The following is a 12705-nucleotide window of genomic DNA, read 5'->3' on the forward strand; positions in this document are numbered from 1 at the left end:
GGGCGGCGCAGCCACGCCGTCCGAGCCATCGCCTTATCGCATCAGCGAATCCGCCAGCGCCCGGAAGGCGCGGAACGTGATCGGGTTGTTGGCCGCGTTGCCGGCCACGGGGTGCGAGGCGTACCGCACGATGGTCAGCTCGGCCTTCGGATCAATGTAGATGCGCTGGCCATGGATGCCGGCAGCCTGGAACATGCCGTGGCTGTCGTGCGAAACCCACCACATGTCGCGATAGCTCCAGCCCGGCAGCACCGGCGCACTGGCAGACCTGGCAAACTGCTCGCGGTCGCCGCCGCGGCGGATATCCGCCACCACCGACGCCTGAATGATCTGCTTGCCGTTGAAACGCCCGTTGCCGCGGATGGTCTCGCCAAAACGCGCGAGGTCGCGCAGCGTGGTGTTGAGCCCGCCGCCGCCGGACTCGGTGCCGATGCCGTCCACGGTGAAATACGCATCCTGCTCCGCGCCCATCGGCTGCCAGATCCGATCCGACAGCAGCCTGGCCAGCGACTGGCCCGAGGCGCGGCGCACGATCCAGGCCAGCACCTCGGCATTGACGGTCTTGTAGGCAAACACGGCATCGTGGCCGCCGTCCTTCTGCAGCGTTTTCAGGAAGTCATAGAAGGTCCCCGGGCCGCTGTAGCCGGCCGGGCGGGCCAGCATGCCGCCAGCGCGCGCGTAGTCCCATACCTCTGCCTTGGGATCGGCATAGTCCTCGGAGTAGCGCACGCCGATGGTCATGTCCATGACCTGCCGCACGGTGGCGTCGCCATAGGCGGTGCCGGCCATCTCGGGCAGGTAGCGCGTCACCGGCGCGGCCGGATCCAGCTTGCCTTCTGCTGCCAGCATCGCGGCCAGCGTGCCGACGAACGACTTCGTCACCGACATGGCGATATGGGGCGTATGGCCATCGAGCGCGCCGAAGTAGCGCTCATAGATGACCTTGCCCTTGTGCATCACCAGGATGCCGTCGGTATAGGTCAGCGCCAGCATCTCGTCGAAAGTGCGGCGCGTGCCGTCGGCATCGGTGAACTGCACCGCGCCGATATCCCGCTCCGCGCGCGGCAGCACGCTGGCCGGACCGGCGCCGCGCCAGACGGACGCGGTCGGCACCAGTTCACGGATGTGCGAGAACAGCCAGCGGTTGCGTGGAAATTTGTCGGCGCCGGGCACATGCGTGATCTGCTTGTCCGGCGGCGGCGGAAACCCCTGCATCCAGCCCAGGCGGTTCGGATCGGTTTCCAGCGCGGCGGCAACCGTCGGCAGCGCGGCGGCCGGCGCTGCCGCGGCGGCGCTCGCGGCATGCTGGCTCCAGGCCGGCAGGCTCGCCGCGCCCAGCGCCAGGCATGCCAGGCGGCGCCACCGCCGCGAGGATTCCGGATGGGTCTTCAACGACATGCTGTCTCCTTGCGTTGTTTTGATTGAGGGATTGCCGCCCGCGGATCAACCCGCCTGCGCATCCGGGGCCTGCTGGTGCTCGATCAAGGCTGCGGTCAGCTTGTCGATGCAGCGGTCCAGCGTCTGCACCTCCGCTTCCGTCAGCACCGAAAGAAACATCTTCTCCAGCACGTCGCCGCGCTGGTACGTCTGCGCCACCAGTGCCTCCCCCGCCGGGGTCAGGTAGAGGTTCACCTGCCGGGCGTCGGCCTCGCCCACTTCACGGCGCAGCAGGCCCCGCTTTGCCAGCGTGGTGACCAGCTTGGAAGTCACCGTTTTCTCCAGCAGCACCAGCCCGATCAGCCGCGTCAGCGTCAGCCCGGGTTCCAGTCCGGCAAAGCGCAGCACGCGCAACTCCCGCAAGCCGATACCGAATTCACGCTCGTAGATGCCGGAGGCGGAGTTCTTGGTCATTTCGCACAGCCGGTTCAGGCGGAACGACATGAATTCGAGGATCGAGTTGGTGGGCTTGGCAGCGTTGGACATGGACAGCCTGAGGTCGGACGGCGGTTAGATTCTATGAGCAATAGTTTCCATCAGCAACTAATTACTCATGAAAAAGCCCGCCCCGGATTCCGGCAGCGGGCTGGTGCAGCCAGCGCAGCGATCAGTCCAGCAGGTGCCCCATGCGCGTGCGCTTGGTGGCCAGGTACTTCTCGTTCTCGGCGTTGGACGGCACGATATGGCGCAGTTGCTCGGTGACGGTAATGCCAGCCTTTTCCAGCGCGGCCGCCTTGAGCGGATTGTTGCTCATCAGGCGCACGGACTTGACGCCCCACTGATGCAGCAGGTCGGCGGCAAAGGCGTAGTTGCGCGCGTCGATGGCCTGGCCCAGGGCCAGGTTGGCGTCGACCGTGTCGAGTCCGCCGTCTTGCAGGCGGTAGGCGCGGATCTTCTCGGCCAAACCGATGCCGCGGCCTTCATGGCCGCGCAGGTACAGCAGGATGCCGCGGCCTTCGGCGGCGATCTTTTCCATGGCGAGTTCGAGCTGCGGGCCGCAATCGCACCGGCAGGAACCGAAGACATCGCCGGTCAGGCATTCCGAGTGCATGCGGATCAGGACGTTGTCGCCCGACACATCGCCCACGCTGAGGGCCAGATGTTCGATGCCTGAATCGGCGCCCTTGAAGGCGTGCGCCGTGAAGTCGCCGAACCGCGTCGGCAGGCGTGCCGAATCGATCAGCTCAATTTCTGTGTCATTCATACCGGAATTCTTGGTCATCAAGCGGGGGCGCAGCCCGCCACCGCCGACATTATGAGCGGAATCGGCCGTTCGCGCTTGGATCGCCCGCCAGGGCGGGGCAGACGGGGCGCCGGGCCTGCATCAGGGCTCGACCGAGGTCTCGCGCTTGAGCGTGCGCAGCACAAAGGTCGAGCGGCTGTGGCGCAGGCCTGGCAGCTTGTAGAGCTTGTGCCGCAGGAATTCCTCATAGCCCAGGGTCCCCGCCACGGCGACCTTGATCAGGTAGTCATACTCGCCCGTCAGCAAGTGCGCCTCGATCACCTCAGGCAATTCCGCCAGGGCCTTGCCAAAGCGGTACAGCATGTCGTCGTCATGCCGCTCCAGCGTGACCTCGATCAGCACCGTATCGGGCAAGCCCAGCGCCTTCTGGTTCAGCAGCGCCGCGTAGCCTTCGATCACCCCGCTTTCTTCCAGCGCGCGCACGCGGTTCCAGCACGGCGTGGCCGACAGGCCGACCTGCTCGGCCAGCCGCGCATTGGACAGGCGCCCGTCGCGCCGCAACTCGCGCAGAATGCGGCGGTCGATGTCGTCGAGTTTGGGTGACGGCGCCATCGAATAGCTCGGCCAAAGAATAATCATCCAGCCATTCTGCCATATATGGATGCCTATTCTCCATCTATGGCATGTTTGGAGAAAATTCAGAAGCTAATTTTGCGTCCACGCTGGTAAATTAACCTCATCGAACGCCTGCCGGAAACGACACATGCCAGCCACCGCCCTCCCCACCCTGCGCCTCTCGCTGCGACTCGAAACCGCCGACCTGTTCGGCGCCATGGAATGGGTACTGGCCAACGCGCGCCGCACCGGCCTGGCGCCGGCGCAACTCAGCTTCGACGCCGCGCAGCAGGCCGTGCTGCATGCCACCCTGACGGCGAACGATGCCGGCCTCCTGTGGCTGTTCCTGCGCCGTCTCGACAACGGTTTCGACGTAGAACTGCTGTTTGCCGACGTGGACGATCCGGACAGCGATGCCGTGGCCGACCCGGCCCCGCGCGCCGCCACGCGCCGCACTGGCAGCGAACTCGCGCTGACCGCCTGACACCTTCCTGTGCGGGCTACGCAGCCTGCGGCAGCAATTCGATCCCGTCGAGCTGCGCCGCGCAGGTATCGCGCACAATCGAGACAAAATCCGCGACATAGGGCCGGCGCGCCATCGCCGTCGGCACGGTCGCGTAAAGCTCGCTCCACAGCCCCTTGGCGCCGATGCGCTTGGCCAGCACATAGTCGTGGTCGACGTAGTTCTTCACGCCCCAGTTGGGTAGCGCCGCCACGCCCCGGCGGCTGGCCACCAGTTGCAGCACCGCCACCGTCAGTTCGGCCGTGCGCCGTTCCAGGTGGATGCCGGCGGGCACCAGCACCTCGCGGATCACGTCGATACGCTGCTCCGGCACCGGATAGGTAATCAGCGTCTCCCCCGCCAGGTCGGCGGCCTCGATGCGGCGCTTGTTGCGCAGCCGGTGCTCATTGGCGATGACCGCCAAAATCTCGAAACGGAACAGCGGCGCCACCTCCAGCCCGCGCCGCGCCGCCGGCTGCGAGCCGATCACCATGTCGGCGCGGCCGTCGCTGAGCAGCGCGATCGGGTCGGCGTGGAAGCCCGCCACCAGGTCCACCTCCACTTCCGGCCAGCGGCGGCGGAACTCGTCCATCACCGGCATCAGCCAGTCGAAGCAGGTATGGCATTCCAGCACCACGCGCAACTCGCCGCGGGTGTCGCCTTTGAGCCGTTCGATATCGCGGTCGGCCGCGCTGACCGCGGCCAGTACCTCGCGCGCCAGCGCCAGCAGCCGGTCGCCCGCCGGCGTGAAGCGCAGCCCCTGGCGCGTGCGGTCGAACAGCGGCAACCCGTAATGCGATTCGATCGCCTTGATCTGGTGCGACAGCGCTGACTGGCTGACATGCACGCGCTCCGCCGCGGTGGCCAGCTTGCCGGATTCGGCAATTGCCACCAGCGAGCGCAAATGGCGGACTTCGATCATGCCGCGCCCCCGGCGCGCTGCCCTGCCATCATGATATGAAACTGATTCATACGTTGTTTAAAACTTGTCGCTTGATTCATTCTACGGGCAAACCGACACTGAGCGCCAGACATCTTCCGGAGCAACCTCCATGGCACGCACCCATATCCTCGGCTTTCCCCGCATCGGCGAACGCCGTGAACTGAAATTTGCGCAAGAAGCCTTCTGGCGCGGCGAGCGCACCGAAGCCGAGCTGCGCGACGTGGCCGCGCAACTGCGCCGCCGCCACTGGCAACTGCAGGCCGACCGCGGCCTGGACACGGTCGCCACCGGCGACTTTGCCTGCTACGACCAGATGCTGAGCCTGACCGCGCTGCTGGGCGCGCTGCCGCGCCGCTTTGGCTTCGACGCGGCGCAGCTGACGCTGACGCAGTATTTCGAGCTGGCGCGCGGCAACCGCGAGCAGCCGGCGATGGAAATGACCAAGTGGTTCGACACCAATTACCACTACCTGGTCCCGGAACTGGATGCCGATACCACCTTCAGCGGCGGCCCGGCATGGTTCTTCGAGGAAACCGATGAGGCGCTGGCGCTTGGCCTGCGCGCCCGCCCGGCGCTGATCGGGCCGGTCACCTACCTGTGGCTGTCCAAGAGCCATGTGCCCGGCTTTGACCGCCTGGCGCTGCTGCCGCAACTGCTGCAGGCTTATCGCCGCATCCTGGGCCAGCTCAAGGCGCGCGGCATCGAGTGGGTGCAGATCGACGAACCGGCGCTGTGCCTGGACCTGGAGCCGGCCTGGCTCGACGCCTTCGACACCGCCTACGCCACGCTGCGCGATGCGGGTCCGAAGCTGCTGCTGGCCACCTACTTCGACACCGCCGCCGACCATGCGCAGCGCGCCGCCGCCCTGCCGGTGGATGGCTTCCATATCGACCTGGTGCGCGCGCCGGAGCAACTGTCCGCATGGCAGGCCGCGCTGCCCGCGCACGCGGTGCTGTCGCTGGGCGTGATCGATGGCCGCAATATCTGGCGCGCCGACCTGCGCCGCGTGCTGGATACGCTGCGCCCCGTTCACGACGCGCTGGGCGAGCGCCTGTGGCTGGCGCCGTCGTGTTCGCTGCTGCATGTGCCGGTGTCGCTCGCGCATGAAGCGCGGCTCGATGCCGAACTCAAGTCGTGGCTGGCCTTCGCCACGGAAAAGCTCGACGAGCTGTCGGTGCTGGCCCGCGCACTGAACCAGGGCGACGGCGCCGTCGCCGACGCCCTGGCGGCATCGGATGCCGCACAGGCCTCGCGCCGCAGCTCGCGCCGCGTGGTCAACCCGCGCGTGCAGCAGCGCCTTGCCGGCGTGAGCGCCGGGATGGCCAACCGCGCCAGCTCCTTCGCCGAACGCATCGAACGCCAGCGCCAGGCACTGCAGCTGCCGCTGTTGCCGACCACCACGATCGGCTCGTTCCCGCAGACCGCCGCCATCCGCCAGACCCGCGCCGCATTCAAGCGCGGCGAGATCGGTGCGCTCGAATACCTGGAGCGCATCCGTGCCGAGATCGCCGTGGCCGTGCGCAAGCAGGAAGAACTGGGGCTGGACGTGCTGGTGCACGGCGAGGCCGAGCGCAACGACATGGTCGAGTACTTTGGCGAGCAGCTGTGCGGCTACGGCTTTACCGAGAACGGCTGGGTGCAGAGCTATGGCTCGCGCTGCGTCAAGCCGCCGGTGATCTACGGCGACGTGTACCGTCCCGAGCCGATGACGGTCGATACCGCGCGCTATGCGCAGTCGCTGACCGAGCGGCCGATGAAGGGCATGCTGACCGGCCCGATCACGATGCTGCAATGGTCCTTCGTGCGCGACGACCAGCCGCGCGCCACCACCGCGCGCCAGCTGGCGCTGGCCATCCGCGACGAGGTCTGCGACCTGGAGCAGGCCGGCATCCGCGTGATCCAGATCGACGAACCGGCGCTGCGCGAGGGCCTGCCGCTGCGCCGCGCCGACTGGGACGCGTACCTGGACTGGGCCGTCACCGCTTTCCGCCTGTCGGCCAGCGGCGTGCAGGACCAGACCCAGATCCACACGCATATGTGCTATGCCGAGTTCAACGATATCCTGCCCGCCATCGCGGCGATGGACGCGGACGTGATCACCATCGAGACCTCGCGCTCGGCAATGGAGCTGCTGGAGGGCTTCGGCGAATTCGACTATCCGAACGAGATCGGGCCGGGCGTGTACGACATCCACTCGCCGCGCGTGCCGTCGGTGCAGGCCATGGAACGGCTGCTGGACCGCGCCTGCGAGGTGGTGCCGCCGCAGCGGCTGTGGGTCAACCCGGACTGCGGCCTGAAGACGCGCGGCTGGGAAGAGACCGAAGCGGCCCTGGCCAATATGGTCAGCGCGGCCCGCGCGCTGCGCCAGCGGCTGTCGGCGCCGGAGGTGGCAGCCTGGAAGCGCGTCACCAGGACAGCAGTGGCCGCCACCGCGGCAGTGCCGCACGCCGCCGGCGCCTGCACCGCCTGCGCCACGCACGCGCACTGAGCCCGCGCGGCGCACGTGTGGCACGCGCCTTTGTGGGGCGCTGTGTCACATGGTGGCGCCACCATCAGCTTCATATCCTTGCCGGCTGTCTGCATACACCGGGAGCACTGGCACCACGCCTTGGGAAAGGCATGGAAAGGGGTACCGATGTGCCGGCAAAACAAAGGCCGCATGCCCTCGCAGGCATGCGGCCCTTGTTGCTGATGGCGTCGCGGTCAGTTCACGCGCATCACCGCCGGCGGCATCCAGGTGCCGTCCAGCAGCGCCTGCTCCGGCCAGTACGCGCGCAGCATCATGTTCAGGCCATCGGGCGGCGCCGGCAGCCAGTTCGCTGCCCTGGCGCCGGCCGGGCGCTCATGCTGGATATAGATATCGAGCGAGCCATCGCGGTTGTGGCGCAGGCGGTCGCGGCTGCCGATGGCATAGCGCTGGATCGGGTTAGGGATAAAGGCCTGGCGGTCGTTGTACAGCGTCAGCGACCAGAATGCGCGCGCAGGCGGCAGCTGGTTCTTGTCGAAATGCAGCACATAGCTCGCCCCGCCCTGCAGCGGCTTGCCATTGGCATCGGTGCGGGCGGAGGCATAGATGGCATCCTCGGGCAGGTTGGCGCCCAGCCCCACCCACGCGGTCACCGCGCGGCGGCCATAGCTGGTGCCGTAGGTGCCCAGGTCGCGATGCATGACCCAGCCGTTGCCCGCGTCGGCGTTGCCCTTGCGCGCGCCCTGCACGATCGCCGCCAGCGCGGCGGTGGCGCCTTCCTGCACGGCACGCGCGGTGGAGGGCTCCATCACCGTGGTCTTGAACGGCACGCCGGGCTTGACGCCCATGCGGCCCATCTTTTCCACCATGGCGCTGTCCGCGGGCGCCGGCGGGTTGGCCGGCAGCAGCGCGGCAAAGCGCGTGAAGAACGCCTGGGCGTCCATGGCGGCCACCTGCTCCACGGGCGAGCTTTCGGTGTCGACGGCGCCGGGCCGCGGCGCGGCCTTGTCCGGCACGCGCCGGCCGCCGCCCCAGGCCGACAGCGGCGTCAGCCGGTACTGGTCCTGCAGCCGGTGCACGGCCGCGAAGTCCTGCTTGCCATTGGCCTGGGTGCGGCCGATCAGCCAGACCATCGACGTGGGCGAGCGGATCTCCTGCACGCCCTTGGGCAGCGTGCCGCGCCAGTCGGGCCCGGTGATGGCGAAGTTGCCGCGGCGGGTGCCGGTGGTGCGCTTGCCCGGCGACGCAAACACATTGGTCCACGCATCCATCAGCGGCATCAGGTAGTAGCGCCCGCGGGTGTCGGGCACGGACAGGATAACCGGCTCCGCGGACAGGTCGAGCCATGCCGACGAGTACAGCGTATCGGCATTGGGGCTGACGACGTCGGTGTAGCTGGCGTCCGGGAAGGTGCGCTTGTGGCTGAACGTATTGGCCGGCGTGCGCAGCGTCATCAGCTCGCGCGTGACGTCCATCAGCACCATCGGATAGGCGAAGGTAAAGACTTCCGCGGACAAGGCCTTCATGGCCTGGTCGGAGGGCGGCTGCTCGGCGACTGCCGGCTTGGTCCCGTGATCCGGCCCGACCGCGCAGCCGGACAGCATGACGGCGAGCGTGACCGCGCTCGCCAGTTGACGAAAGGTAGGCTTCATGACCCCGATTTCCCAATGTTCTTGCGTCTTCTTCGGGCATTGTGGCTATGACTGCCGGCATGTCGTCCCGAAAGCGCTTCTGTTCCGTCCGGATCTTGTCCGCACACTGCCAGCCTGTCAATTCCTCTGAAGTCGGGAAAAGAGGCCGGGCGCACCAAGCACAAGTCAGGACGGCAAAGGATGCATGATAAGCCACATTGACGGGGCCAGCCCTTCCGGCAACGCCAGGCACACCGGCTCAATACCGCATCTGGACATCGTCGACCTTGCCAGTCCGCGCGTTGTACAGGCAGGCGTAGTGGAAGCCGATCGACGCCGAACTGTCGTCGGGCTCGAACACGCCCTCGCCATTGACCGACGTCTGTGCGTTGGGGCGCTGGTAGTACTGCTCGCGGTCGGCCATCAGCATGACGCTGCCGGGCTGCGGATAGCGGCGCTTGAGGGCATCGGCCACGGCGGGCTCGCAGGCAGCGGAAGCGGCCTTCGACATGGCATGGGCATCGACAGTGATGCGGGTGGCGGCCGCAGGCACCGCGCGCGGTGCCCGTTGCGGCGGCGTCTCGCAGGCGGCCAGCAGGCACGCCAGAGGCAGGCACAGGTAAGAAGCTCGGATCACACGGACCTCCTCCATGGGCGCGCCGGCAACGGCGCGCCAGAAAGTGCAGCGGAGCTATCAGGTTACTGCCTCTGGGCGGAAAAGCCAAAGCCGCCGCGCCTCAGGCTCCGGACCCCGCCGCCGGCGTTCCCCGGAATAGCGAATCGTTGAACGCGGCTAAACTATGGCTCGCGGCAATGCCCCGTCTTGCGGCCGGGCGCGCCGCCAGCACAACCACGATGCCGACACAATGACAACCACAGAGACAAGCGGCGACCGCCCTGCCAACCCCGCTCCCCTGCTGCGCGCCGCCGCCAGCCTGCTGGTCGTGCGCGACGCGCCCTCCGGCATGGAAGTGCTGCTGGTGCGCCGCGTCGAACGCGCCAACGACCGCAGCAGCGGCGCCTATGTCTTCCCCGGCGGCACGCTCGACGCGCAGGACAAGACCCTGCACGCGCACGCCCACGGCCTGGACGACGCCATCGCCAGCGAACGCCTCGGGCTGCCGGCCAGCGGCCTGGACTTCTACCTGGCCGCCGTGCGCGAATGCTTTGAAGAGGCCGGCCTGCTGTTCGCCTGCGACCGTGACGGGCGCCTGCGCCCGCCGCACGAACTCGACGCCGCCCAGCGGGCGCTGCTGCATGAGGCAGTGCAACGTGGCGGCCCCGGCCTGGCGCATGCCTGCGAGCAACTGGGCTTGCGCCTGGCGGCAGACCGCCTCGCCTACCACAGCTATTGGCTGACGCCCCCCGGGCTGCCCAAGCGTTTCGATACCCGCTTCTTTGTCGCCATCGCACCCGAGGGCCAGCTCGCCGTGCCCGATGGCACCGAGATCGTCGAGCACCGCTGGGTCCGCCCGGCCGAGGCCGCCGACCCTGACAGCGGCCTGCCGCTATTGCACGTCACGCGCCGCACGCTGAGCTCGATCGCACAGTTCGAAACCGCCGCGGCCTGCTTTGCCTACTTCGCTCAGTTGCGCGGCATTGCCTGCATCATGCCGCGGCTGGCCACCGGCGCCGCTGGCGTGCGCCCGGTGATGCCCAATGAGGCGTGCTACGCCGAGATCGGCCGCATCGACCCCGACGGCAAGGGGCATGGCCGCTACGAACTCGCGCCCGGCGTGCCGGTGCAGGTCTCCGAGCGCGTCTGGCGCGTGACCGCCAACAACGGCAGCGTCATGACCGGCCCGGGCACCAACACCTACCTGGTGGGCGGCGGCGCGCGCAACGAATGGGCCGTGATCGATCCGGGCCCGGACGATGGCCAGCACGTGCGCGCCATCCTTGACGCCGCACCCGGACCGATCCGCTGGATCCTCGCCACACACACGCACGTGGACCATTCGCCCGCGGCCGCCGCGCTGCAGGCCGCCACCGGCGCCACCGTGCTCGGGCGTGCCGCGCCCGCCGGCCCGTGGCAGGACGCCACCTTTGCACCGCAACGCGAACTGGAGCACGGCGAGCGCCTTGCCATCACCGCGGACTGCACCCTGCGCGTATGCCACACGCCCGGCCATGCGTCGAACCATCTCTGCTATCTGCTGGAGGAGGAAAAGACCCTCTTCACCGGCGACCACGTGATGCAGGGATCGACCGTCGTGATCGGCCCGCCCGATGGCGATATGCGCGCCTATCTCGATTCGCTCGCGGCGCTGCAGGATGAAGACCTGGACTGGCTGGCGCCGGGGCACGGCTTCCTGATCGCGCGCCCGCAGGACGCCATCCGCGTGCTGCTCCGGCACCGGCTGCAGCGCGAGGCCAAGGTCGCCGGCGCGCTGCGCGAACTGGGTCCGTCCCCGATCGGCGAGCTGGTCCTGCGCGTCTATGACGATGTGCCGCCGCGCATGCACCCGGTCGCGCAGCGGTCGCTGCTGGCGCACCTGCTCAAGCTGCGCGACGAAGGCAAGGCGCGGGAAGTGAACGGCATCTGGTCGGCAGCCGCGGGCTGACGCTTGCCCTGGCGGCGAGGGCAAGTGAAGTTTCTTTGGCGGGGGGCTTGCGCAATTCAATAATTGCTATACAATCTCGCTTCTCGTGTGCGGCTGTAGCTCAGTTGGATAGAGTACTTGGCTACGAACCAAGGGGTCGTGGGTTCGAATCCTGCCAGCCGCGCCACCTATGCAGAAGGGAAAAGGGCTTCCGGAAACGGAAGCCCTTTTTTCATTCCTGCGCCCCTTTGCCGGTTACCACCGGTACCGCGCCCCGACCGTTCCGCTCGGGCCGTGTCCCGCCCTCACCTTGAACCATAGCTTCACGCCGGTCGCCGTGTTGCCGTGCGCGCCGATATTGAACGAAAACAGCCCGCGCAGCAGGTCGGCATCGATCTTGGTGCCGTTGATATTGATGACCTGCTTGCGGCTGTCCTGCCACCAGTCCGCTTCCACGAACGGATAGATGCCGGCCAGCCGCGTGGGCTGCGCGCCGTACAGGCGCACGCCGATGCCGGTGGCGCTGGCATCGCCGGGCAAGATTTCCGACTGCGTTGGCGAGACCGGGCTCATGCCGGGCTGGTAGGCCATCTGCAGACGCGGCTGGATGGTCAGGCCGCCCGCGCGCGGCACCACGGCATCGACAGCCAGCGCCATGGTGCGCACACGATTGTCGGCAAAGCCCCCCGCGCTGGTGACGTCGTCCAGGTGCAGCGACAACCGGCGCGGGCGTTCGGGCATGGCAGCGGTCTCGCGGTCCACGGCGGCGAGGCCCGGGGCGTCGTCATCGGGCCCGGGGGCCATGACAAGCGGCAATGCGGGTGGGGGTGGCGACGGCGGCCGTGGGGCCGCGTACTCGACGACGATGGGCTCGGCGGGCTGGACCGCCCAGCCAGGCGCTTCGGCCCTGGCGGCCACTTGGTCTGCCGGCGGTGCCGGCGGCGCCAGGTTGGCCTGCAGCGGCTGGTCCCAGCCTGAAAGGCCCTGGCCGTCCGGAACTGCCTCATCGGCGTGGGCCAGCGCACACATCAGCATGGCCAGGATGCTGCAGCAATGCAGGTAATGCAGGACAACACCGGGGTGCGCGGCACAGCCGTGCCACCCGGGGTTCGCCCCCGCCTCCCTCTCTCTCGATGATGACAAGACCACAGCCATGGCAACCACCTTCGGACGTTATAAAAGCTTGCCCGATGAGTTCGAGCATAGGTCAATTGCCATGCCATCGTTAGCCGGGAAATGTTCGCTTGCGCGCGCCCGCGGGCGGCGCGGATCTTGACGCGGATGGGGGCTTGGTTGCCGCAAATCTCCGGCGATTTGGACAGGAGGCAGCGCCGGTTCGGCGTCGCCGACGCGGCCATGCACCGCGCCAAGGCAGAGGGGCGCA

General features: G+C 68.0%; 11 protein-coding genes and 1 tRNA gene. 4 read left to right on the forward strand and 8 right to left on the reverse strand.

Going from position 1 to position 12705, the window contains the following annotated elements; genetic code table 11:
* Positions 1-33: 33 nt before the first annotated feature.
* The 4 genes from ACREYQ_RS25325 to ACREYQ_RS25340 form a co-directional block, all read right to left on the reverse strand.
* On the reverse strand, positions 34-1398 hold the full coding sequence (locus ACREYQ_RS25325) for a serine hydrolase domain-containing protein (protein ID WP_432260733.1): 1365 nt from the start codon (positions 1396-1398) through the stop codon (positions 34-36).
* A 45-nt stretch (positions 1399-1443) separates the two neighbouring features.
* Positions 1444-1923: a MarR family winged helix-turn-helix transcriptional regulator gene (locus ACREYQ_RS25330; protein WP_432260734.1), complete on the reverse strand. Its 480-nt coding sequence runs from the start codon at positions 1921-1923 to the stop codon at positions 1444-1446.
* 121 nt (positions 1924-2044) lie between these two features.
* A complete protein-coding gene (gene ribA, locus ACREYQ_RS25335) occupies positions 2045-2641 on the reverse strand; it encodes a GTP cyclohydrolase II (protein ID WP_432260735.1) in 597 nt (198 codons plus the stop codon).
* Positions 2642-2761: 120 nt separating this feature from the next.
* The gene (locus tag ACREYQ_RS25340) at positions 2762-3232 is read right to left on the reverse strand and encodes an Lrp/AsnC family transcriptional regulator (RefSeq protein WP_432262655.1); all 471 of its coding nucleotides are present in this window, start codon (positions 3230-3232) and stop codon (positions 2762-2764) included.
* Between the two features lie 151 nt (positions 3233-3383).
* Here ACREYQ_RS25340 and ACREYQ_RS25345 point away from each other — a divergent pair, with 151 nt between their 5' ends.
* Entirely contained in the window at positions 3384-3719 is a 336-nt protein-coding gene (locus tag ACREYQ_RS25345; RefSeq protein WP_432260736.1) for an AsnC family transcriptional regulator, read from the forward strand.
* 16 nt (positions 3720-3735) lie between these two features.
* Here ACREYQ_RS25345 and ACREYQ_RS25350 read toward each other — a convergent pair whose 3' ends face one another.
* Positions 3736-4659, reverse strand: coding sequence for a LysR family transcriptional regulator (locus tag ACREYQ_RS25350; RefSeq protein WP_432260737.1), 924 nt, complete (start codon positions 4657-4659; stop codon positions 3736-3738).
* A gap of 130 nt (positions 4660-4789) precedes the next feature.
* Here ACREYQ_RS25350 and metE point away from each other — a divergent pair, with 130 nt between their 5' ends.
* Positions 4790-7168: a 5-methyltetrahydropteroyltriglutamate--homocysteine S-methyltransferase gene (gene metE, locus ACREYQ_RS25355; RefSeq protein ID WP_432260738.1), complete on the forward strand. Its 2379-nt coding sequence runs from the start codon at positions 4790-4792 to the stop codon at positions 7166-7168.
* A 215-nt stretch (positions 7169-7383) separates the two neighbouring features.
* Here metE and ACREYQ_RS25360 read toward each other — a convergent pair whose 3' ends face one another.
* Entirely contained in the window at positions 7384-8799 is a 1416-nt protein-coding gene (locus ACREYQ_RS25360; RefSeq protein WP_432260739.1) for a DUF1254 domain-containing protein, read from the reverse strand.
* Positions 8800-9037: 238 nt separating this feature from the next.
* A complete protein-coding gene (locus tag ACREYQ_RS25365) occupies positions 9038-9415 on the reverse strand; it encodes a short-chain fatty acid transporter (protein ID WP_432260740.1) in 378 nt (125 codons plus the stop codon).
* A 229-nt stretch (positions 9416-9644) separates the two neighbouring features.
* Between ACREYQ_RS25365 and ACREYQ_RS25370 the strand changes: the two genes are divergently transcribed.
* Positions 9645-11342, forward strand: coding sequence for an MBL fold metallo-hydrolase (locus ACREYQ_RS25370; protein ID WP_432260741.1), 1698 nt, complete (start codon positions 9645-9647; stop codon positions 11340-11342).
* Positions 11343-11431: 89 nt separating this feature from the next.
* Positions 11432-11508 (forward strand) — tRNA-Arg (locus ACREYQ_RS25375).
* 68 nt (positions 11509-11576) lie between these two features.
* Here ACREYQ_RS25375 and ACREYQ_RS25380 read toward each other — a convergent pair.
* A complete protein-coding gene (locus tag ACREYQ_RS25380) occupies positions 11577-12476 on the reverse strand; it encodes a hydrolase (RefSeq protein WP_432260742.1) in 900 nt (299 codons plus the stop codon).
* Positions 12477-12705: the final 229 nt, after the last annotated feature.

The sequence above is a fragment of the Cupriavidus sp. TMH.W2 genome, assembly GCF_050847365.1.
GTDB lineage: Bacteria > Pseudomonadota > Gammaproteobacteria > Burkholderiales > Burkholderiaceae > Cupriavidus.